At 58.3% G+C, this 20,726-nt stretch carries 21 protein-coding genes and 1 tRNA gene; 17 read left to right on the top strand and 5 right to left on the bottom strand.

Annotated features, from left to right (window positions below):
- Nucleotides 1-38: 38 nt before the first annotated feature.
- The 4 genes from BCS37_RS10390 (at nucleotide 39) to BCS37_RS10380 (ending at nucleotide 2,168) form a co-directional block, all read left to right on the top strand.
- Nucleotides 39-314 carry a type II toxin-antitoxin system RelB/DinJ family antitoxin gene (locus tag BCS37_RS10390; protein ID WP_069181361.1) on the top strand — a complete coding sequence of 92 codons (276 nt, stop codon included), beginning with the start codon at nucleotides 39-41 and terminating at the stop codon, nucleotides 312-314.
- Nucleotides 314-457 (top strand): type II toxin-antitoxin system YoeB family toxin, encoded by a 144-nt coding sequence (locus BCS37_RS12390; protein WP_442983887.1) that lies wholly within the window; start codon nucleotides 314-316, stop codon nucleotides 455-457. The genes BCS37_RS10390 and BCS37_RS12390 overlap by 1 nt, the downstream gene beginning before the upstream one ends.
- Nucleotides 412-573 (top strand): Txe/YoeB family addiction module toxin, encoded by a 162-nt coding sequence (locus tag BCS37_RS12385; RefSeq protein WP_442984044.1) that lies wholly within the window; start codon nucleotides 412-414, stop codon nucleotides 571-573. The genes BCS37_RS12390 and BCS37_RS12385 overlap by 46 nt, the downstream gene beginning before the upstream one ends.
- A gap of 305 nt (nucleotides 574-878) precedes the next feature.
- Nucleotides 879-2,168 carry an S-layer homology domain-containing protein gene (locus BCS37_RS10380; protein WP_069181360.1) on the top strand — a complete coding sequence of 430 codons (1,290 nt, stop codon included), beginning with the start codon at nucleotides 879-881 and terminating at the stop codon, nucleotides 2,166-2,168.
- Nucleotides 2,169-2,348: 180 nt separating this feature from the next.
- On the opposite strand, the gene BCS37_RS10375 is transcribed toward BCS37_RS10380, so the two are convergent.
- Both BCS37_RS10375 and fliD read right to left on the bottom strand, forming a co-directional pair.
- The gene (locus BCS37_RS10375) at nucleotides 2,349-2,534 is read right to left on the bottom strand and encodes a YjfB family protein (RefSeq protein ID WP_069181359.1); all 186 of its coding nucleotides are present in this window, start codon (nucleotides 2,532-2,534) and stop codon (nucleotides 2,349-2,351) included.
- 12 nt (nucleotides 2,535-2,546) lie between these two features.
- Complete coding sequence (gene fliD / locus BCS37_RS10370; RefSeq protein WP_069181358.1) at nucleotides 2,547-3,374, bottom strand: flagellar filament capping protein FliD; 828 nt, start codon at nucleotides 3,372-3,374, stop codon at nucleotides 2,547-2,549.
- Between the two features lie 149 nt (nucleotides 3,375-3,523).
- Between fliD and mtaB the strand changes: the two genes are divergently transcribed.
- The 5 genes from mtaB to nirJ2 all read left to right on the top strand — a co-directional run bounded on the left by mtaB (nucleotide 3,524) and on the right by nirJ2 (nucleotide 8,193).
- Complete coding sequence (gene mtaB / locus BCS37_RS10365) at nucleotides 3,524-4,816, top strand: tRNA (N(6)-L-threonylcarbamoyladenosine(37)-C(2))-methylthiotransferase MtaB (RefSeq protein WP_069181357.1); 1,293 nt, start codon at nucleotides 3,524-3,526, stop codon at nucleotides 4,814-4,816.
- Nucleotides 4,817-4,908: 92 nt separating this feature from the next.
- Nucleotides 4,909-4,986, top strand: a tRNA-Arg gene (locus BCS37_RS10360).
- Nucleotides 4,987-5,160: 174 nt separating this feature from the next.
- Entirely contained in the window at nucleotides 5,161-5,799 is a 639-nt protein-coding gene (locus tag BCS37_RS10355) for a TetR/AcrR family transcriptional regulator (protein WP_069181595.1), read from the top strand.
- Between the two features lie 31 nt (nucleotides 5,800-5,830).
- Nucleotides 5,831-7,021: a putative heme d1 biosynthesis radical SAM protein NirJ1 gene (nirJ1, locus tag BCS37_RS10350; protein WP_069181356.1), complete on the top strand. Its 1,191-nt coding sequence runs from the start codon at nucleotides 5,831-5,833 to the stop codon at nucleotides 7,019-7,021.
- Between the two features lie 8 nt (nucleotides 7,022-7,029).
- The gene (gene nirJ2 / locus BCS37_RS10345) at nucleotides 7,030-8,193 is read left to right on the top strand and encodes a putative heme d1 biosynthesis radical SAM protein NirJ2 (protein WP_173862620.1); all 1,164 of its coding nucleotides are present in this window, start codon (nucleotides 7,030-7,032) and stop codon (nucleotides 8,191-8,193) included.
- A 47-nt stretch (nucleotides 8,194-8,240) separates the two neighbouring features.
- Here nirJ2 and BCS37_RS10340 read toward each other — a convergent pair whose 3' ends face one another.
- From BCS37_RS10340 to BCS37_RS10330, 3 genes are all read right to left on the bottom strand, one after another.
- Nucleotides 8,241-10,100 carry a heavy metal translocating P-type ATPase gene (locus BCS37_RS10340; RefSeq protein ID WP_069181355.1) on the bottom strand — a complete coding sequence of 620 codons (1,860 nt, stop codon included), beginning with the start codon at nucleotides 10,098-10,100 and terminating at the stop codon, nucleotides 8,241-8,243.
- 15 nt (nucleotides 10,101-10,115) lie between these two features.
- Entirely contained in the window at nucleotides 10,116-10,334 is a 219-nt protein-coding gene (locus tag BCS37_RS10335) for a cation transporter (protein ID WP_069181354.1), read from the bottom strand.
- A 150-nt stretch (nucleotides 10,335-10,484) separates the two neighbouring features.
- On the bottom strand, nucleotides 10,485-12,179 hold the full coding sequence (locus tag BCS37_RS10330; protein ID WP_069181353.1) for a methyl-accepting chemotaxis protein: 1,695 nt from the start codon (nucleotides 12,177-12,179) through the stop codon (nucleotides 10,485-10,487).
- A gap of 501 nt (nucleotides 12,180-12,680) precedes the next feature.
- On the opposite strand from BCS37_RS10330, the gene BCS37_RS10325 reads away from it, so the two are divergent.
- From BCS37_RS10325 to BCS37_RS10290, 8 genes are all read left to right on the top strand, one after another.
- Nucleotides 12,681-13,724, top strand: coding sequence for a hypothetical protein (locus BCS37_RS10325; protein ID WP_069181352.1), 1,044 nt, complete (start codon nucleotides 12,681-12,683; stop codon nucleotides 13,722-13,724).
- Nucleotides 13,725-13,746: 22 nt separating this feature from the next.
- The gene (locus BCS37_RS10320) at nucleotides 13,747-14,316 is read left to right on the top strand and encodes a gamma carbonic anhydrase family protein (protein ID WP_069181351.1); all 570 of its coding nucleotides are present in this window, start codon (nucleotides 13,747-13,749) and stop codon (nucleotides 14,314-14,316) included.
- Nucleotides 14,316-14,729: a hypothetical protein gene (locus tag BCS37_RS10315; protein WP_069181350.1), complete on the top strand. Its 414-nt coding sequence runs from the start codon at nucleotides 14,316-14,318 to the stop codon at nucleotides 14,727-14,729. The genes BCS37_RS10320 and BCS37_RS10315 overlap by 1 nt, the downstream gene beginning before the upstream one ends.
- Before the next feature lie 146 nt (nucleotides 14,730-14,875).
- On the top strand, nucleotides 14,876-15,847 hold the full coding sequence (locus tag BCS37_RS10310; RefSeq protein WP_069181349.1) for a TAXI family TRAP transporter solute-binding subunit: 972 nt from the start codon (nucleotides 14,876-14,878) through the stop codon (nucleotides 15,845-15,847).
- Between the two features lie 182 nt (nucleotides 15,848-16,029).
- Nucleotides 16,030-17,004 carry a TAXI family TRAP transporter solute-binding subunit gene (locus BCS37_RS10305; RefSeq protein WP_069181348.1) on the top strand — a complete coding sequence of 325 codons (975 nt, stop codon included), beginning with the start codon at nucleotides 16,030-16,032 and terminating at the stop codon, nucleotides 17,002-17,004.
- Nucleotides 17,001-17,468 (top strand): DUF1850 domain-containing protein, encoded by a 468-nt coding sequence (locus tag BCS37_RS10300; protein ID WP_069181347.1) that lies wholly within the window; start codon nucleotides 17,001-17,003, stop codon nucleotides 17,466-17,468. Before BCS37_RS10305 ends, BCS37_RS10300 begins: the two co-directional genes overlap by 4 nt.
- Before the next feature lie 94 nt (nucleotides 17,469-17,562).
- Entirely contained in the window at nucleotides 17,563-19,482 is a 1,920-nt protein-coding gene (locus BCS37_RS10295) for a TRAP transporter permease (protein ID WP_069181346.1), read from the top strand.
- Complete coding sequence (locus tag BCS37_RS10290) at nucleotides 19,479-20,696, top strand: YwqG family protein (protein WP_069181345.1); 1,218 nt, start codon at nucleotides 19,479-19,481, stop codon at nucleotides 20,694-20,696. The genes BCS37_RS10295 and BCS37_RS10290 overlap by 4 nt, the downstream gene beginning before the upstream one ends.
- Nucleotides 20,697-20,726 lie beyond the last annotated feature (30 nt).

The raw sequence follows: 20,726 nt of genomic DNA, 5'->3' as shown, positions 1-20,726 counted from the left end.
TTTCATACAATGTAATAAAATAGAAAGGAGGTGAGAATATGGCACAGGCAAGTGTGAGCATCCGTATGGATGCGGACCTCAAGCGGCAGTTTGATGAGTTTTGCTCCGAGATCGGGATGACGATGACGACTGCGTTCTGCGTCTTTGCAAAGACAGCGGTGCGCGAGCGCAAAATCCCGTTCGAGATCTCGGCGGAACGCAGTAATGATCCGTTTTATTCGCCAAGCAATATCCGTTACTTGGAAGAATTGAAGCGTGATATTGAGATGGGGAAGGCACATTTTTCTGAGCATGAGTTGATTGAGGTAGATTGATGGGGCTGCTTTGGGAAGATCGTGCGTGGGAAGAGTATCTGTACTGGCAGACGCAGGATCGAAAGACACTGAAACGGCTCAATGCCATCTCCGCGATATTCAGAGAAGTCCTCTCGATGGGCTTGGCAAGTCGGAGCCGCTGAAAGGAAATCTTCGCGGATGGTGGAGCAGACGTATTGATGAGACGAATCGTATTGTTTATTATGAACAAAACGGGATTATTCACATTGCCTCCTGTCGTGGACATTACGAAAAGTAATACCACTAGGAAAACGCTGATAAAATAGACACCCTCCTGTATGGAGTGAGTTTGCCTCTTTGCGCGGATGCAGAATGTCTGCATCCGTTTTGCTTTGTTTTCAGATGAACAAACATAAATCGAAAATTATAACCTGCTATAAAATTTTTTGACGATTGGTACTTGCAATTTATATCGGGACGTGCTATGATGAAATCGTTCCAAGGGAAGAGAATGGATCGCGAAAAGGAAACATGGAAACTTTTGCGAAATCTCGCTCCTTTGGAAATCAGATGTTTTCTGTTTTACAGAAGGAGGAGTTTCTCATGAAGAAGACTCTCGTATCCGCACTTGCAACGGCTCTCGTTGTCGGTGCAGCAAGCACCACGTTCGCAGCTGCGAACCCGTTCTCCGATGTGCCCCGTGATCACTGGGCATACGATGCTGTGACGCAGCTCGCCTCCGATGGCGTCATCGAGGGCTACGGCGACGGCACGTATCGCGGCGACCGCAACATCACGCGTTACGAGATGGCGCAGATGACGGCGAAGGCGATGGCAAAGGGCGATATGTCCGCTTCGGATCGTGCGCTCGTTGACCGCCTCGCTGCTGAGTTCGCTGACGAGCTCAACAACCTCGGCGTTCGCGTCTCAAACCTCGAGAAGCACGCTGACATGGTGAAGTGGAACGGCAAGCTCGAGTATACCTATGAGAGCAAGCGCAGCGAGACGGGCGACACGCTTGAGGATTCCAAAGGAAATAAGCACAAGAAGATCAACAGCGATCTTCTCCTCTTCCGCCTTGAGCCGACGGCTGAGGTCAACAACCACTGGACGGTCAATGCACGTCTCGATGCAACAACCAACATGAAGAAGGACAGCGGCATTGATGACGATGACAAGGATCAGGCACGCGTTCAGCTGAAGCGCGCATGGGCGCAGGGCGACTATGACAGCTTCATGGTAAAGCTCGGCAAGATGGAGCTCGCCTCCGCTGAGGGCTACACGGGTGCGGGCAACCTCGTTCTCGACCGTGAGTTCTCGGGTGCAGAGGTCAGCTTCGGCAAGAATGTCAGCGTCAAGCTGCAGGCTGGTCAGGTGAATGACCTTGATGGTGTACATGCGAACTATCAGGGTGCAGAGCTTCAGCACAACAGCGACAAGTGGCTCGCCGGTCTCGCATACTATCGCTTCAAGTCCGATGGACTCAAGGGCGAGCTCAAGAACGCCAACGACACGACGGCAGCTGTCTGGGCAGTGAATGCGGGCTACCGCTTCGACAAGAACGTTCAGCTCTCGGGTGCATATGCACGCATGAACGATGCAAAAGAGTCCAAGATGAAGAAGTCCTATCAGTTCGGTCTGGACTACAAGGGCGCATCGTCTGAGGATCAGGGTTCGTGGGGCGCATATGTTGCGTACCGTTACCTCGGTTCGGCTTCTCCGGCTGCAACAGAGGATGGTGCTCTCTTCCAGACAAAAGGTATCGAGCTCGGAACGAACTACACGCTCTGGAAGAACGTTATCCTCTCCGCGAAGTACTTCAAGGGCAAGAACATTCTCGACACGAGCGACAAGGTTTCGCACCTCTTCGGCCGCGTTGAGTTCCTGTTCTAAGAGAATCACGTCACAATCTGCGGCATGCGCCGCATAAGAAAATCCCCCTCCGTAGGGAGGGGGATTTTTATTGTGTCTATAGACAGCACCTGAAAATGCTTTTAGATGGAGCAATTCATACTTCCTGTAAAGAAATCCCCCTTTCCGCTTGTTTGGAAAGGGGGATTATGTGGTTCCCGTTTATGCAGATACGTCGATGCTGTTTCCAAGGCTCGGGTCAAGGCTTGCAGTGCTTTCCTCGATGAGTTCGAGAGCGTCCTTGCCGGAGTCCATTGCCATCTTTGCGACGGCGATGCCAAGGCTCTGCTGTGCCTGCATCTGGTGCATACCGACCGACATCTGTGCGATATCCATTGTGAGATCCATTTTACTGTCTCCTTAGACGTAGATGCTGAAGAGGTTCAGCATGTTCGAGTAGCGCGACATGGTGGGCAGCGATCTGCCGTTCAGCAGGTTCGACGCGTAGTTGAGCTGGCTGCCGATCGCCTGCTCCATCGAGGGGATGACGCGGCTGCGTGCCATCTGGGCATACTGTGCGTGACGGTCGGCACGTCCGGCGAGTCCGCCCCTGCCGAGGATTGCCTCGGACTGTGCGGGGGAGTCCGTGAGAGCACGGGCCAGGCGGCTCTCATTCACGCTCATATTACCTGTTTTGGCATCGACGGTAATGCCCATCTTGGCATAGGAGTCCGCCTTGTACGTGGTGTCAGAGAACTCGGTCGTGAGCTGACGGACACCCTTGCCGAGGCTCTTGTTCTCGCGCAGGAAGTCATTCGTCTCGTTGTACTCACTGACGAGATCCTTGACGTTGCTGATGGCGCTTTTGAGGCGGTCGCTGTAGGTCTTGGACCCGTCTGCGTTGGTCGTGATGTCGGTGCTGCTCAGTTGGAAGTCCGTATTGCTGAGTTTGCCGGCGGACTTCCGGAGATCCTTCATGTTCGAGTCGTACTCGGCGTAGAACCGTGAGCTGGTCTCCGCGTAGGACTTGCGCAGGCTGCGTGCCTGATTCGCAATATCCATGATGGAGCGCAGTTCCTTTGCACTGGACTCCGTGCCTCTGTACTGTGTGGAGTAGTAACTCGAACCGCGGTGTTTGCGGTTCTGATCGGCGAAGAGTGCTGCCGTTGCGTCCGTGCGCGAGTTGTTCGCGTAGAGCGAGCTGTAGATGCTGCGCGCGGCGCCGGTCATCTGTGTGATTGTCGCCATATATGTTCCCCCTTCCATGGTCGTGGGAATAATTTCCTACATACTATTATATCGTTTTTTGCAAAAATGTCATTAGTTTTCCGAGAAAAAATTATTGCGCGCAGCAATTATGTGGTAGAATAGGAAAATATTTGTGGAGGAGGTGCGATGTGAGGGCTGCGTTTATGACGCTCGGCTGCAAGGTGAACCAGTTCGAGACGGAGACGATGGAGGGGCTGTTCCGCGCACGCGGCTATGAGGTCGTGCCGTTTGAGACGGCGGCGGATGTGTATGTTATCAATACGTGCTCGGTGACGCATCTGAGCGACCGCAAGTCGCGCCAGCTGATCCGCCGCGCAGCGCGTACGAATCCAGCTGCCTGCATTGCGGTGACAGGCTGCTACGCGCAGGTCGCGCCTGAGGAGATCCGTGCACTCGAAGGGGTGCGCGTGGTGATCGGGACGAAGGAGCGCGCGCGCATCGTGGACTATGTGGAGGCATCCCTGCGTGCGGATACGGGGGTGGCGGGGACAATTACGGATATCATGCAGGCGCGCGTCTTTGAGGATATCCCGCTGCACGCTATGCCGCACCGTACGCGCGCGTTCCTGAAGATCGAGGACGGCTGCCAGAATTTCTGCACGTTCTGCATCATCCCATATGCGCGCGGCCCCGTGAAGTCGCGCGAGCTCTCTGCCGTCGCGCGCGAGATGCGTCTGTTGACGGAGGCGGGATTTCACGAGGTGGTGCTGACGGGCATCCATCTCGGGGCGTATGGGATTGATCTCGTGGCACGTCCGACGCTTGCGGACGCGTGCCGCACGGCGCTCGCGGAGAAAGGACTGCGGCGGCTGCGGCTCGGTTCTCTGGAGTCGGTGGAGCTCTCAGCGGAGCTCCTCGAACTGATGCGGACAGAGCCGCGTTTCGCGGCGCATCTGCATCTGCCGCTGCAGGCGGGGAGTGATAACGTGCTGCGCGCGATGAACCGTCACTATACGACGGAACAGTTCGCACAGCTCGTCGCGGATGTGCGTGCGGCGGTGCCGGGGGTGGCGATCTCGACGGACATCATCGTGGGCTTTCCGGGGGAGACGGAGGAGGACTTTGCGGCGGGGCTCGCGTTCGTGCGTGCGATGGGATTTGCGCGGATGCACGTCTTTCCGTATTCGGCGCGCAAGGGGACGCCCGCGGCACGGCGCACGGATCAGGTACCGCCGATGGTGCGCAGGGAGCGTGCGGCACGGATGCAGGCACTCGCGGAGGAACTGGCAGAGGCGTATCACCGCACGCAGCTCGGCTCTGCCCAAGAGGTGCTCTTTGAAACGACGGAGGACGGCGTGACGGACGGGCTGACGGAGACGTATGTGCGCGTCTATACGGATGCGCCCGTGACACGCGGCGAGATTGTTCCCGTGCGGCTCACGCACCTCTACAAAGACGGTGTGTGGGGTGAGATGGCGTGATGGCCTGCTCCGCTGGAGGACAGGGGTACTTCTAAAAAACTCCTTGACAGCCCTCCCCATATCTGCTATTATAATCAAGTCGCGAGACACGTGACTCAGTAGCTCAGTTGGATTAGAGTATTTGACTACGAATCAAAGGGTCGGGGGTTCGAGTCCCTCCTGGGTCACCATACATCGAATGCAGGACGTTGGCATATGCCGACGTCTTTTTTGTTATTCTCAATAAACGCATTGAGAATGAAAATATGAACGAGATTCATATTTTGCTTTTCAAATATGAAATTTTTCGCTATAATATAGTTCCACAGGACGAAAGAAAGGGTGAAGTTCTTTTGGAGGAGAAAATGGGACGTCGGGAGCGCAAGAAGCTGCAGTCGCGACGCACGATTCTCGAAGCTGCGATCAGCGAATTCTCGAAGAAGGGCTACAAGGAGACCTCGGTTGCGGATATCATGGGCACCGCAGATCTCGGCATTGGGACTTTTTACAATTATTTCAGTTCGAAAGAGGATCTGCTGTTCTCCCTGCTCGGGCGTCTTGGTGAGACGATCCGCATGGCTCTCGCTGAGGCACGTGCAGCGGAGCGCACGTCGCTCGAACTTCTTGAGGTGGGGGCGCGTGTGACGGCGAAGTTCCTCGATGAGAACCGCTACGTCATGCCGCTCTTTCTCTCGGCGTCGCATCATGGTGCACCACATGCTGCTGAGGGCATACCCCCGCACGCATCTGGGGAAAATCCATCGGGCAGCCGTATGGCACCGCAGATCAAGCAGGTGTTCACAGAGATCATTCGTGAGGGGCAGGCAGCGGGGGAGATCCGCAGTGATGTGCCGGTCGATCTGATCGCGGAGATGTTCCACTCGCTCTATCAGGCAGCGGCGTTCAGTCAGCTGGATCTGACGTTTCAGGAGAACATTGCGCTCAAGACGCGTTTGCTTCTCGATGGGATTCGCAAGCGGAATGAGCAGCCCCCCTGCGATTGATTTGGGATTTTTGTGTATTTAGGAGACCCTTATGATCAGTGTGACGAAGCTTCTTTTTATGGATGAATACTACGGCGACGCGCTGCGCTACGGGCATAACGCACACCGCATGAAGAGCGGTGCTGCGGAGGGGATGGGGCCTGTGGTGGTCTGGAACTCGACGCGTACGTGCAACCTCCGCTGCCGCCACTGCTATATGTCCTCGGACGGGCAGAAGTACGAGGGCGAGCTGACGACAGAGGAGGCAAAGCGCTTTATCGACGGACTGGCGGAGTTCCGCGTGCCCGTGCTTCTCTTCTCGGGCGGTGAGCCGCTGATCCGCCCCGATTTCTTTGAGCTGGCGGAGTATGCGCGGGACAAAGGCGTGCGCCCGACACTCTCGACGAACGGGACGCTCATCACGCGTGAGGTGGCACAGCGGATCAAGGATCTCGGTGTTGGCTACGTCGGCATCTCGCTCGACGGGCTTGCGGACGTGAACGATATGTTCCGTGGGGTCGAGGGCGCGTATCAGCGTGCGATGGAGGGGATCGAGAACTGCGTCGCCGTGGGGCAGCGCGTGGGGCTGCGCTTTACGATCAACCACCACAATATCATGGAGCTCGATAAGATCTTTGACTTTATCGAGGAGAAGGGCATCAACCGTGTCTGCTTCTACCACCTCGTCTATTCGGGGCGCGGCGGACAGATGATGGATGAGGATGTGACGGCGGAGGAGTCGCGCCGCGCGATGGATACGATCATCGCACGGACGAAGGACTTCGAGGCACGCGGCCTGAAAAAGGAGATTCTGACGGTGGACAACCACTGCGACGGGGTCTATATGTATCTGAAGGCGCTCGCGGAGGGAAACGATGCAGGGGCGGAGCAGATCAAGAAGCTGATCGGCGCGAACGGCGGCAACCGCTCGGGCATCGCGTTCGGCGAGGTCGATCACCTCGGCTATGTGCATCCCGATCAGTTCACACAGCACCATACGTTCGGCAATGTGCGTGAACGGAAGTTCGGCGATATCTGGCAGGATATGACGCATCCGATCCTCGCGGGGCTGAAGGACAGGAAGCCGCTGCTCAAGGGACGCTGCGCGAAATGTCAGTACCTCAGCTGGTGCAACGGGAATTTCCGCACGCGTGCCGAGGCGCGGACGGGGGACTTCTGGGAGTCCGATCCATCCTGCTATCTGACGGACGAGGAGATCGGTGTGCGGGGGGCGGCACTGTGAGCGCGGCGATGGAGGCGGCGCACGGCGCACAGGGCCCGATGGGGGCGCATCCGCACGTGGCGGGACACACTGCGGGTGCAGGGCATCCCCACGCGCATATGGGCGGGCATCCAGGCGGACATCCGCACGGCATGCCGAAGAGCCATCCGCAGGGCGTTGCGGGCGGCGGGGTGAAGATCATCTCGTGGAACACGACGAACGCATGCAATATGTACTGTGCCCACTGCTACCGCGACGCGGGCTGCCGCGCGGATGAGGAACTCTCGACGGAGGAGGGCAAGAAGCTCCTGCGCGAGATCGCGAAGGCGGGCTTCCGCATCATGATTTTCTCGGGCGGCGAGCCGCTGACGCGCCCCGATATCCTCGAGCTTGTTTCCTACGCGCGCGGGCTCGGGCTGATCCCCGTGTTCGGCACGAACGGGACGCTGATCGACCTGCCGATGGCAAAGGCACTGAAGGAAGCGGGCGCATGCGGGATGGGCATCTCGCTCGACTCGATGGATAAGACGAAGCATGATACGTTCCGCTCGTTCCCCGGCGGCTGGGACGGCGCGGTGCGCGGCATGATGAACTGCCGTGAGGCGGGGCTGCCGTTCCAGATCCATACGACGGTGATGGATTGGAACGCGCACGAGCTTGAGGCGATGACGGACTTCGCTGTGGAGATCGGCGCGAAGGCGCATCATTTCTTCTTCCTCGTGCCGACGGGACGCGCGGAGACGATCGAGGAGGAGTCGCTGCGCGCGGAGGCGTATGAGGATGTGCTCTCGCGCATTATGAGGAAGCAGGAGACGGTGGACATCGAGCTGAAGCCGACCTGTGCGCCGCAGTTCCTGCGCATCGCCGATCAGCTCGGCGTGGATACGCGCTTTACGCGCGGGTGTCTGGCGGGGCTGACGTACTGCATCATCAGTCCGCGCGGCAAGGTGCAGCCGTGTGCGTACCTCAACCGTGAGCTGGGGGATGTGCGCGAGACGCCGTTTGATGAGATCTGGGCGAAGAATGAGGTGTTCCAGGAGCTGCGCACACTCGACTACGGCGGTGGGTGCGGCTCGTGCAGCTACAAGAAGTCCTGCGGCGGCTGCCGTGCGCGTGCGGCGTACTACCATGGCGGCGACTTCATGGCGGAGGAGCCGTGGTGTCTGTACCACGGACGACGCGGCGAGGCATAACAGAATAGACGAAAGCCCCCGATGTCGGTCGGGGGCTTTTGTGTGCGTCAATATTCCTTTACATGCAGTGCGCGCATGGCGTTGAGGATGGCGAGCACGGTGACACCGACATCGGCGAAGATCGCCGCCCAGAGTCCTGCGTAGCCAAGTGCGCCGAGGACGAGGACGATGCCCTTGATGCCGATGGCAAAGATGATGTTCTGCCACGCGATGCGCATGGTCTTGCGTGCGATGTCAATGGCCGTCGCGATCTTTCGCGGCTCGTCGGTCATGAGAACGACATCCGCTGCCTCGATTGCCGCATCCGAGCCAAGTGCGCCCATGGCGATGCCGACATCGGCGCGTGCGAGAACAGGCGCGTCGTTGATGCCGTCGCCGACGTAGGCGAGGGTCTTGCCATTCTGCTGTGCAGCAATACGTGTCTCGACCTGTGCGACCTTGTCCTGCGGGAGAAGCTCGGCATGGATGGTATCAATGCCGAGGCTCTTTCCAACGCTCATGCCGATTGGGCGCGAGTCGCCCGTGAGCATGACCGTCTCGCGGATGCCGCGCTCCTTTAGGGCACGGACTGCCTCCGCCGCGTCCTCCTTGATCTCGTCCGCGACATGCACCACTCCTGCGAAGCACCCGTCAATGGAGAGATAGACCGCACCCGTGTGCGGGACAGGTGGGATGTTTATCGTTTTCTTTGCTGTGAGGAAGTCATGCGTGCCAAACAGGATGAAATGTCCATTGATGTGCGCGGAGATGCCGCGTCCTGCGTTTTCCTCCATCGCATGCACGTCCGTATCCTCGGTCGTACCGCCACCGCCCGTGAAGGCGCGCAGGATGGAGCGCCCGATGGGATGGGTGGAGTAGCGTTCGGCGTTTGCCGCGTAGAAGAGCACGTCCTCCTCAGCGAACCCCTCGGCGGGAATGACGCTCGCGACGTGGAAGCTGCCCTTCGTGAGCGTACCGGTCTTGTCAAATACAACGGTGTCCGCCTTTGCCAGTGCCTCCAGGTAGTTGCCGCCCTTGATAAGGATGCCGACACGGCTCGCGCCGCCAATCCCTGCAAAGAAGGAGAGCGGCACGGAGATGACGAGAGCGCACGGGCAGGAGATGACGAGGAAGGTGAGTGCACGGTAGATCCACATGCCAAACGGATCGCCCGTGACGAGCGGCGGGACCAGTGCGAGGAGTACCGCACCGATGACGACGGCGGGGGTGTACCAGCGGGCAAAGCGCGTGATGAATGCCTCGGTAGTCGCCTTCTTGTCCGTCGCCTCCTCCACGAGCGACAGGATGCGCTCGACGGTCGATTCCTCGTACGGGGTTGTGACGCGCACCTCAAGGACACCCGACTGGTTGATGCAGCCGCTGATGATCTCGTCGTTTGCACGCACCACACGCGGCATGGATTCGCCTGTCAGAGCGGAGGTGTCGAGGTGTCCCTCTCCCTTCGTGATGATGCCGTCAAGCGGGACACGCTCGCCCGGGCGGACGATGATCGTCTCGCCGACCTCGACCTCGTCGGGGAATACCTCCTCCTCCGCACCGTCGCGCAGAACACACGCCGTGTCGGGACGAATGTCCATGAGGGAGGAGATGGAGCGGCGCGAACGCTGAACGGCATAGCCCTGGAACCCCTCGCCGATCTGGTAAAGCAGCATGACGGCAACGCCCTCGGAGTAGTCGCCGAGGGCGATCGCACCGAGGGTGGCGACTGCTATGAGGAAGTTCTCGTCAAAGACGCGTCTCTGGCGAATATTTGCCGCCGCACGCCAGAGGATGTCCCAGCTGATGAGAGCGTAGGCTGCGAGGAGGAGTACGACACCGACGGTAATGTCTTCGAGGACCATTCCCGATATGAAGAGTGCTGCCGCTCCTCCGATGCGCATGAGCATGCGCTTCTGTTTCTTCGTCATGAGGATTCCCTCGCGTTACGCCTCGAGCACTGCGTCCGGCTCGATGGTCTTGGCAACCTTCTTGATCTCTGCAATGATCTCGTCAAAGCGTGCGTCGTCTGCGTCGAGCGTCATGCGCTCGCTGAGGAAGTTGATGCGAACCTTGTTCACGCCCTCGATCTTTGCCGCAGCATCCTCAATCTTCTGAGCGCACTGGGCGCAGTCGATGTCACGAAACTTGAATGCCTTTTTCATGGAAATCCGCTCCTTTATTCAAATAACATATGAGCAACTATTCATGTGTTTGATTATAATAGGGGAGGAAGAGATTGTCAATAGGTAGTATTTTTATTTTTGCAAGCAAAAACCCCGAAGCGACCACTTCGGGGTTCTTTGAAGGATAGCTTACAGCTTAAACTTCGACGTGATGTCGTTGAGCTTCGCGGCGGTCTGTGCGAGGGACTCGGCATTGTCGCTCACGTCGTGCAGGCTTGCGCTCTGCTCCTCGGAGGCGGCAGCGACGGTCTCGGCGTTTGCCCCGGTCTTCTCGGCGACAGAGCTGATGCTCTGGACGTTGCCGACGACATCCTGCATATCGTTCGCAGTGTGGTCGACTGCCTGACTGATGTGTGCGATGCTGTTTTGGACTTCGTCGAGACGCTTCTGGATGGAGTCGAAGCTCTTCTCCGTCTCCACTGTGACCTCCTTGCTCGCCGCAACTTTCTCCTCGGCGCTCTCGATGGCGCCTGCAGCGACCTGGATGCTCTCGATCATATGGGTGATGGTCTGTTCGATCTCGTTCGTCGCAGCAGAACTCTGCTCGGCGAGCTTCCTGACCTCCTCGGCGACGACGGCAAAGCCGCGCCCCGCCTCACCTGCGCGCGCTGCCTCGATGGCGGCGTTGAGCGCGAGGAGATTCGTCTGACCTGCGATTTCGCGAATGGTTGTGACGACGTTCTTGATGGCATCGGATCCCGTGACGAGCTTCTCCGAGACCTGCGAGATCTCCGTCATGGCGTCGCCGACGGTATCATTCTGCTGGACAAGTTGGTGAATATACTTCATGCCCTGGTTCGCGTCGTCCACGGCGTCGCTTGCTGTCTGGTTTGCATGGACGCCGCTTGCACTCATCTCCTCAGTGCGTGCACTGACCTGCTCGATGGCAGATGTGATCTCGCCGATGCTGGTGTTGTTGTGTACCGCATCGGAGGCGACATCCGTGATCGTATGGGCGATGCTCTCGGAGACCTGCATCTGTGACTGGACGGAGTTCGAGAGGTCGTTGCTTGACTTGGAGAGATTGTCCGCTTCCGTCTGGATGGAGCGGACGATGTGGTGAAGCGCATCCTTCATCTCGAGCAGCTCGTTTGCCATATCGCCGATCTCGTCGTTCCACGTAGCACGCGAGCCCTGGAAGGAGAGGTCGAGCTTGCCGAGCTTTCCGACTTCGCCGCGCAGCTTGACGAGGCGGCCTGCAAGTTTTCGTGCATACCATGTGGCGGCGACACCGATGCCGATGATGCCGACAATGCTGATGACGAGCACGATGATAAAGATGTGATCGACGTTGCTGTTCAGCTTCTCAAGCTGCTGCTCCTGTACGGTGGTCTGGATCTCTGCCGCTTTGTTAAAGAGGGCGTCGATCTCGTCCGTCTTTTTGCGGAGTTCCGTGGCTGCTGCCGTCGCCGCCTCCATGTCGTTGCGCTGGTAAAGATCGATGATATCCTTCGTCTTCCCTGTATAGTCGTGTACCGCCTTGCGCAGTTCCTCGCCGCGTGCCTTCGCATCGGCATTGACCGCATGGTCGGCAAACGTGCTGAGATTCGTGTCCGCCTTCTTGAGTGCGTTCTCCGTATCCGCCGCACGGCTCGGATCGCGCGTGATGATGTAGCCGCGCAGCTCGCTCAGCCCCTGATGGAAGTCATCCTCCGCCTCGAGCAGTGTGATGCTGTTCTTGACCGTGACGGAGAGCAGATGCTGATAGTCTGCACTCGATGTCTTGAACTCATAGAGCACGACGGCAAGCAGCACGATCATCAGTGCGATGACGCTGCCGACCAGCCCTGTGAGCTGCAGCCCGATGGGCATTCGCTGTCCCATAAAAATCCTCCTCGTTTCCTTCCCTCGGTCACATTCCTGCGTGTTCTCACGCACTGTGACATTATATATGTGCGTAAATATTTTGCGCTTGATGGGACAACTTGTCAATCCCTTTTTTTAGAATGAGAAAAATTTTTTCTAAACCAGACACAGGCTATTGCAATGAGGCAGGGAATATGATAAATTTACATCCATAAATTTCCTGCCTGCACGATGCACCGGGCGTTCGCTGTGGACGACGGGGGCGGTGCACGCACTTTTGGAACGATTAGCCGGCCTTGGTGAGGGAGCACCTCGGGACTTGGCGGGGTGATTAGTGTCTGCACGACGGAATCTTTGATATATATTGTGCATAGACGACCAAATGACGGCAGGAAATCGAAGCTGGTGCATTCACCAGCTTTTCTTTTTGTCCAAAATGCGGTAGAATACTTTTGAAGACGGGAAGATTTGACGATTACAATAATATGGTATGGATTTGCATTACACGGAGGTAATGACATGGCGATTTTCGAGGGAATCGGAAGGATCGGAGAGTATGCGCAGCTGAAGAATCTCAGGCGTGAGATGAAGTATCGCATAAAGACAGGCAAGAGTCTCGCGGAGGCAATGGGAGCGCCTGTGCAGCCGGGCAAGGTAAAGTCAAGCGAACTGCAGCAGACGCGGGAAAAATCCGACGCAAACCGCGAGATGCAGATTCGTCAGAAGCTGCGGCAGGGGCAGAAGCTCTCTGCCGTCGATATGAGGTATCTGAAAGAGAACAACCCCGATCTCTATGAGAAGGTGGTGCGGATCGAGGAACGGCGCGAGATGCTGGCACGTGCGCTGAAGCGTGCCAAGACGAAGGAGGAGGCGCAGCGTGCAGTCGCGCAGGCAAACATCTCGGTGCTCTCGGAGATGCAGAAGGGCGGCGGTGAGACTCCCTCGCTGCACGGCATGGGCAGCGGTTCCTCTGAGGGGGCAGCCTCCTCTGCTATGACCGCAGGCGGCGGCATGGGGGACGCACTCGATGCTCCTGCGGCGGACAGCGGCGATGCCGCACCGGCGGCGGGCGAGATGCAGAGCGCATCGCCCGGTGATGTACCCGCGCAGAGCGGCGGGGCGCATACAGCGGAGCATATGGACGCCGCACATAGCGGGCACGCGGAAGGAAATGCGGAGAAGGAGGGCTTCCAGCCCGGTCCCTCGACGCGCGATCAATACGGCAACCGCCGTGTACTCTCGCGCGAGGAGATGGACGACATGCTGCGGCAGGCGCAGGAGTCTGGAAAGCTCACGCCGCTCGACAACGAGAAGGTCTATCTCCTGCGTGCGCTGCAGCGCGAGTGGATGGAGTTTGCGAACTCCGAGGAGTATAAGAACCTCCCGAACACAGCGCTGGATGCGGCGGAGGAGGAGGAACACGGCGTGCGCCGCATCCAGCGCACGGAGGCGGAAGGCACTCCCGCGCGTGCACTCACGCCGAGCCCTGCCGAGATCCTCACTGCCGCCCGTCGCTATTACCATACGGCGCAGTCCGGCGAAGCCTTTGAGGCAAGAGGTTGATTCCTTTAGAAAGGATCTATATATGTTTACATTCAAAGGGGACGGATTTCCCAGTTTTCACGGCATCACGCCGCAGATTCACGAGGAGGCGTTCGTCGCTCCGCAGGTATTCCTCTCGGGCGATGTACGCATCGGACAGTATGCGAGTCTCTGGCCGGGCGTGGTCGCGCGCGGTGATGTGAACTACATCTCCGTCGGTGACTGCTCGAATATTCAGGATCTCACCTGTCTGCACGTCGCGGACGACAACCCGTGCATCATTGGGGACTACGTGACCGTTGGCCACAGCGCGTGCATCCACGGCTGTGAGATCGAGGATCACGTCCTCATCGGCATGGGCGCGATTGTCCTGACGGGCGCAAAGATTGGGCGCGGTTCCATTGTCGCGGCGGGTGCTGTCGTGAAGGAGAATGCCGTCATCCCGCCGAACTCCCTCGTCGCAGGGGTTCCCGCGAAGATCGTGCGTGAGAATATCGACCGCGTCGCGACCATCCATGCGCAGGCGCTCAAGTACAAATGTGAGTGGGCAGTGGAGTACGGTGTCTATCCCGAGATCGGCGGCGAGCGCTTTCACGGCGAGAAGGTCATTTGATGGCGGAGGAGGATCTCGTCCGCCAGCCGCACGGGCGTGAGCAGCAGGTGAAGATGGAGATCGTCTCCATGATTCATGGCGGCGAGTCGCCCTACGATGTGATTTTTCACGTTGCGCAGTGGCTTGAGAAAGCCTCGGGTGAGCCGGGATACGCACAGTACGTCGAAGACGCTATGCGCGCGGTGTATGGCTGTGCACTCATGCACGTGCGCCCGATGGAGGACGAGCTGCGCGATGTGGAGGAGCGCCTTGCGCGCATCCGCATCGCCTACGAGAAGCCGGAGTTTACGGAGGAGGAGAAGAAGCGCATCCGCTTTGCCATTGACCTCCATGTCAAGAACATCGCACGTCTGAAGGAGTGCATCGCACGTGCAAAGGCGAACGGTGAGACGACGGAGATTGTGAAGAACTAGACCGATTTGGTGCACAATTTTATACATAAAAATCATAAAGCTCATACCTTGCGCGTATGGGCTTTTTTGTGATAAAATATAGACAAATCCCAGAATTGCGGGATGATTTCGAGAACTGTTGGAAGTATCGGCAGGAGGAGTGGATCATGAAGATTTCTACCGTAAAGAAAGTTTTTGCGGCAGGCGCAGTCCTTGCAGCCGCAGCGCTGCTCTTCACAGGGTGCAACGGCAACTCCGACGTGGAGGGGAAGACGTTCCTCAACATCGGTACGGGCGGCACGGCGGGGACGTACTATCCAATCGGCGGTGCTATTGCGGAAGTCTTGAACAAGGAGATTCCGGGCATGAGTGCGAGCGCGCAGAGCACGGGAGCCTCCGTTGCCAATGTCAATATGCTTGGCGACGGCGAGATCGATCTCGCGACGGTGCAGAACGACATTGCGTATTATGCCGCGAACGGAACGGAGATGTTCAAGGACAAGAAGATCGACGGGCTGCAGGGCATCGCCTCGCTCTATCCCGAGACCTGCCAGTTCGTGACGCTGAAGTCCTCTGGGATCAAGAGCCTCTCAGAGCTCAAGGGGAAGCGTGTTGCCGTCGGCGCAGTAGGCTCCGGTGTGGAGGCGAATGCACGCCAGATTCTCGAGGCGTATGGTATTACCTATGACGATATCGACGAACAGTTCCTCTCGTTCGCTGAGGGGGCAAGCGCGCTGAAGGACGGCAATGTGGATGTCGCCGTTCTCACCGCGGGCTATCCGACGGCGTCTGTGCAGGACATCGCCGCACAGAATCCGATTCGGCTCCTCCCTGTGGACGAAAATATTGCAGACCGCCTGACGGCGAAGTATCCGTTCTACACGAAGACCGTCATTCCCGCAGGGACCTATGCGGGCTTTGATGAGGCGGTGCCGGGCGTCTCCGTTATGGCGATGCTCGTCGCGGGACCCACGGTGAACGCCGACCTCGGCTATAGCGTGACGAAGGCGATCTTCACGAATCTCGACCGGCTGCAGGCGGCGCATGCCGTCGGCAAGCAGATCTCCAAGGAGACGGCAAAGAGCGGCATGTCGCTGCCGATGAACGAGGGCGCGGAGAAGTATTTCAGCGGAAAGTGAGTGCGGATTTGACGCGCGTGTTCCGATGACGATGCCGCAGTGCTCCTGTATACGCGTGTATACCATCATACAAGAAGCCCTCCGCTTGCGTACGGAGGGCTTTTTATGATAAGATACGTTTATTATCGCCGCATGCGACGATAGTTCGAGAACTTTTCTATTGTATAATGGAGGGAAAGAACATGAATATCTCTACCGTAAAGAAAATTCTTGCGGCAGGCGCGGTCCTTGTATTCTCTGCCGCGCTTCTCACCGGCTGCGGCGGCGACTCCGCATCGTCGGGAGACAAGAAGTTCCTCAACATCGGAACAGGCGGCACGGCAGGTACGTACTACCCCATCGGCGGCGCGATTGCCGAGGTGCTGAACAAGGACATCCCGGGCATGAACGCGAGTGCACAGAGCACGGGTGCGTCGGTTGCGAACATCAATATGCTGCGTGATGGTGCGGTCGACCTTGCGACGGTGCAGAACGACATCACCTACTACGCGGTGAACGGTACGGAGATGTTCAAGGACAAGAAGGTGGACGGACTGCAGGGCATCGCCTCGCTCTATCCGGAGACCTGCCAGTTTGTGACGCTCCAGTCCTCCGGCATCAAGAGTCTCTCAGAGCTCAAGGGCAAGCGTGTTGCCGTAGGAGCTGCAGGCTCGGGCGTAGAGGCGAATGTGCGCCAGATTCTCGCAGCATACGGCGTCAGCTATGACGATATCGACGCGCAGTTCCTCTCGTTTGCCGAGGGCGCAAGTGCGCTGAAGGACGGCAACGTGGATGTCGCCGTCCTCACGGCGGGCTACCCAACCGCATCGGTGCAGGACATCGCTTCTCAGAACCCCGTGCGTCTGCTCCCCGTGGAGGAAAAAATTGCGGACGGGCTGATCGCGCAGTATCCGTTCTACACGAAGACCGTCATCCCCGCAGGAACGTATGCGGGCTTTGATGAGGCTGTTCCGAGTGTCTCCGTCATGGCGATGCTCGTCGCGGGACCCTCAGTGAATGCCGACCTCGGCTACAGCATCACGAAGGCGATCTTCTCGAACCTCGACCGTCTGCAGGCTGCGCATGCTGTCGGCAAGCAGATTACGAAGGACACGGCGAAGGCGGGGATGTCCCTGCCGATGAACGCGGGTGCGGAGAAGTACTTTAACGAGAAATGAGAGCGTATCTGATCGCCCTTGCGGCGGCGGTGCTTCTTGTTGCGTTTGACATCCTGAGTGCGCCGGCGCTCCTGCTGCATGCGGACGGGACAAAGATCGTCCTTGTGCGGCAGATTGGGGATGAAATTCCGCTGACGATCCACTTCATCCATTCTGTGCAGAAAACCCCCGTCGAGGAGTTCCTGACCGTGCATGCGGACGGGCATTTCCATCTGACGGGCACGCGCTATCAATCGCACGGCGTGGGGCTGCCCTTTCTCCCAGAGGAAGGGGCGTTCCGACAGGAGGGGGACTGCTTCGTCCTCGATATGGATCGCGACTATGCGAACCTGAGCCTCCGCACGGGCGTCGGCACGGAGCTCACCATCACGGCGGGGGGGAAGACCATCCCGGCCTACGAGATGTACCCTGTCGGCACGCGTATCGACCTCGTCGTTGCGCCGCTTTACACGTATTTTCTGTGAGATAATCCGAGGCCGCCAATCGGTGGCCTCATATTTCTTTTGTCCTGTTTTTGCGAAATATAAAGACACTTTCGTCAAAGGATGTGAACTCTCTATGACCGATCACAAGACTGCCGAAGCAGTCCTCAAAAAATACGACCGCGAATCAAACACCGTCCACTACGCAGGCCTGCCGAAGAAAATCGTCGCCGCGATTGCCATCACATTTTCCGTTTTCCAGCTCTATACGGCAACCTTCGGCATCCTCGACGCGCAGCTCCAGCGTGCCGTCCACCTCGGCTTCGGACTTGCGCTCGCCTATCTCCTCTATCCCTTTCGGCGCGCGTGGACACGGGACAGCTTCTTTCACCCGATCGATGTGATCTTCGCCGTTCTCGGCGCGGCGGCACCTGCCTACATCGTCATCCAGTACCGTGAGCTCGTGACACGCGCAGGCTCTGTGTCAACGGCGGATGCCGTCGTCGGCGGCATCGGTATCCTGCTCGTCATTGAGGCGACGCGGCGCGTTGTGGGGCTGCCGATGGTGACCGTCGTTCTCTTCTTCCTCGCGTACGCTTTCCTCGGACCTTATATGCCGGGTGTGCTGGCACACCGAGGCCTCTCGATCGAGCAGCTCGTCAGCCATCTCTACTTCACGACAGAGGGCATCTTCGGCATTCCGCTCGGTGTCTCCTCGACCTTTATCTTCCTCTTTATCCTCTTCGGTGCGTACCTTGAAAGTACGGGGCTCGGCAAGTTCTTCATCGACCTCGCGAACGCAGTCGCGGGCTGGGCGAGCGGCGGCCCTGCGAAGGTTGCCGTGCTGTCGAGCGGACTGATGGGCACGGTCTCAGGCAGCTCCGTCGCGAACGTCGTCGGCACGGGTTCGCTTACGATCCCGATGATGAAGAAGCTCGGCTACCATCCGAACTTCGCGGGCGCGGTCGAGGCGGCGGCCTCCACGGGCGGGCAGCTCATGCCTCCGGTTATGGGTGCAGCGGCATTCCTCATGGCGGAGTTCGTCGGCGTTTCCTACATCGAGGTCGTCAAGGCGGCGGCGATCCCCGCACTCCTCTACTTTACGGGTGTGTGGCTCGGTGTGCATTTCGAGGCGAAGCGCAAGAACCTCAAAGGAATCCCGCGCAACGAACTGCCGAATTCGTTGACCCTCATCAAGGAACGCGGGCACCTCGCGATCCCGCTCGTCGTCATTGTCTATCTCCTCGTATCGGGCTACACGCCCATGCGTGCGGCGCTTGTCGCGATCGTCCTCTCCATCACCTGTGCCATGCTGCGAAAATCTACGCGCATGAAGCCGATCGAGATCGTCTACGGGCTCGAGCGTGGTGCAAAGGCGGTGCTCGGCGTGCTCATCGCGTGCGCAGCGGCGGGCATCATTATCGGTGTCGTCACGAAGACGGGTGTCGGGCTGCGCCTTGCCTCGGGGCTGATCGAGATGGCAGGGGGGATGCTCCTGCCCGCGATGTTCTTCACCATGATCACGGCAATCGTGCTCGGCATGGGCGTGCCGACCACGGCGAACTACGTCATCACCTCGACCATCGCTGCGCCTGCACTCGTGCAGATGGGCGTTCCCATCCTTGCGGCGCACATGTTCGTGTTCTACTTCGGCATCATTGCGGACGTGACACCGCCCGTCGCTCTCGCCGCCTACGCGGGAGCGGGCATCAGCGGAGGAAATGCGCTGAGGACGGGGGTGCACGCGTCAAAACTTGCCGTTGCGGCATTCATCATCCCGTACATCTTCGTGTTGTCTCCTGTCATTCTCATGGTGGATGCGACGCCGTTCGCCCTCATCATGACAACGCTGACCGCACTCGCGGGCATGGTCGCCGTCAGCTCGGCACTCTGCGGATTTCTTGCCGACCACTGCCGTGCTTATGAACGGCTGCTGCTCATCATTGCGGGACTCCTCATGATTAAGCCCGGCGGCATGACCGACATGATCGGTTTCGCTGTCTTTGCCGTGATTCTTGCGGTGCAGTACACGCGCGCAAAGAGGGCGGCGGCATGAAGACAGCACAGGAATATATAGAGGAGCGCAGCTTTTTCGAGGCGATAAAGACACTGAACGAGACTCCGGAAGTCGATCGTGATGCGCTCTGGAACTACCGCATGGGCTATGCCCTGTACTTTTATGCGATCAATCGGTATCCGAAGCTCTGTGTTCTGCGTTTGGCTCTCGGCTATTTGGAGCGTGCAGACGAGGATACGGCAAGCAAGGCGGAGATCGAGCGCGTCTTCTATGGAAAGCCCGGCGGCATGACGGCGCGGTGCCAAGAGGCGGTTGAAAACAAGCACGGCTGGTATGCGGAGGAGCCCGCCTCTATGAGTGTGGAGCAGCTCGTGCGTGAGGCTCAGGCAGAGCACGAGCGTGTGCGCCGTGAGGTGACGGCGTTCTTTGAACGTACACAGCGGCGCGAGATTGCGATCTCGCATCATCCTGCACAGGAAAAACTCCCCGTTGGCGCGAGCAAGTTCTACGGAACGCCTGACCTGCCCGCAGATTTTGACTGGCCGTACTATAAGGGAACGGACTTCGAGGGGGTGACGAAGAACCGCCCGCTTGCCTTTCTCGCGCAGATCAATCTTGGTGAAGCCGCGCAGTATGACCGTACAGGTCTCCTGCCGAAGACAGGTGTGCTCAGCTTCTTCTATGAGACCGTGTCAATGGAGTGGGGCTTTGAACTAAAGTCTGAGGGATATGCGCGCGTCTATTATTTCCCCGAGGCGGAGGGGCTTGTCCCGACACAGATTCCGGAGGAAACGAAGGAGTGGAGTGTGGGCGAGCAGGCGCTGACCTTTGCGGATGCCGTCAGTCTCCTGTCGTCTTTTGCATACAGCCGCAGGAGCGGGAAAGAGGTGGATTGGGACACCTACAACGAACTGCGGGCGGAGTTCGGCTGTGACGCTGCATTGCATGGGGATGATCACATGAAGATGCTCGGCTATGCCGACGAGATTCAGAATGAAATGGAGCCGGAGTGCGAACTCTACAGCAGAGGCATTGACGTGGATGTGCAGGAAGAGCTCTCCGAAGAGGAGGAAGCGGAACTTGTGAGAAATGCTGCAGATCATTGGGTGCTGCTGTTTCAGATGGGCACCGTCGAGGACGATGAAACGGAGCTCATGTACGGCGACTGCGGTCTGATTTACTTCTGGATTCGGAAGGAGGACCTTGCCGCGCGCAATTTCGACAACGTCCGCCTGATCCTGCAGTGCGGGTGACGAAAGGTTAAAGCGATACTGGCAACAGCT

The organism is Selenomonas sp. oral taxon 920, from assembly GCF_001717585.1.
GTDB lineage: Bacteria > Bacillota > Negativicutes > Selenomonadales > Selenomonadaceae > Centipeda.
Note: the sequence above shows the minus strand (reverse complement) of the source record. Positions and strands in the feature narration are given on the sequence as shown.

Bases quoted from the DNA above. Each gene is read 5' to 3' on its own strand.
- BCS37_RS10390 (WP_069181361.1), top strand. From the start codon at position 39: ATGGCACAGGCAAGTGTGAGCATCCGTATGGATGCGGACCTCAAGCGG.
- BCS37_RS12390 (WP_442983887.1), top strand. From the start codon at position 314: ATGGGGCTGCTTTGGGAAGATCGTGCGTGGGAAGAGTATCTGTACTGG.
- BCS37_RS10380 (WP_069181360.1), top strand. From the start codon at position 879: ATGAAGAAGACTCTCGTATCCGCACTTGCAACGGCTCTCGTTGTCGGT.
- BCS37_RS10375 (WP_069181359.1), bottom strand. From the start codon at position 2,534: ATGGATCTCACAATGGATATCGCACAGATGTCGGTCGGTATGCACCAG.
- fliD (WP_069181358.1), bottom strand. From the start codon at position 3,374: ATGGCGACAATCACACAGATGACCGGCGCCGCGCGCAGCATCTACAGC.
- BCS37_RS10355 (WP_069181595.1), top strand. From the start codon at position 5,161: ATGGGACGTCGGGAGCGCAAGAAGCTGCAGTCGCGACGCACGATTCTC.
- nirJ1 (WP_069181356.1), top strand. From the start codon at position 5,831: ATGATCAGTGTGACGAAGCTTCTTTTTATGGATGAATACTACGGCGAC.
- nirJ2 (WP_173862620.1), top strand. From the start codon at position 7,030: ATGGAGGCGGCGCACGGCGCACAGGGCCCGATGGGGGCGCATCCGCAC.
- BCS37_RS10340 (WP_069181355.1), bottom strand. From the start codon at position 10,100: ATGACGAAGAAACAGAAGCGCATGCTCATGCGCATCGGAGGAGCGGCA.
- BCS37_RS10335 (WP_069181354.1), bottom strand. From the start codon at position 10,334: ATGAAAAAGGCATTCAAGTTTCGTGACATCGACTGCGCCCAGTGCGCT.
- BCS37_RS10330 (WP_069181353.1), bottom strand. From the start codon at position 12,179: ATGGGACAGCGAATGCCCATCGGGCTGCAGCTCACAGGGCTGGTCGGC.
- BCS37_RS10325 (WP_069181352.1), top strand. From the start codon at position 12,681: ATGGCGATTTTCGAGGGAATCGGAAGGATCGGAGAGTATGCGCAGCTG.
- BCS37_RS10320 (WP_069181351.1), top strand. From the start codon at position 13,747: ATGTTTACATTCAAAGGGGACGGATTTCCCAGTTTTCACGGCATCACG.
- BCS37_RS10315 (WP_069181350.1), top strand. From the start codon at position 14,316: ATGGCGGAGGAGGATCTCGTCCGCCAGCCGCACGGGCGTGAGCAGCAG.
- BCS37_RS10310 (WP_069181349.1), top strand. From the start codon at position 14,876: ATGAAGATTTCTACCGTAAAGAAAGTTTTTGCGGCAGGCGCAGTCCTT.
- BCS37_RS10305 (WP_069181348.1), top strand. From the start codon at position 16,030: ATGAATATCTCTACCGTAAAGAAAATTCTTGCGGCAGGCGCGGTCCTT.
- BCS37_RS10300 (WP_069181347.1), top strand. From the start codon at position 17,001: ATGAGAGCGTATCTGATCGCCCTTGCGGCGGCGGTGCTTCTTGTTGCG.
- BCS37_RS10295 (WP_069181346.1), top strand. From the start codon at position 17,563: ATGACCGATCACAAGACTGCCGAAGCAGTCCTCAAAAAATACGACCGC.
- BCS37_RS10290 (WP_069181345.1), top strand. From the start codon at position 19,479: ATGAAGACAGCACAGGAATATATAGAGGAGCGCAGCTTTTTCGAGGCG.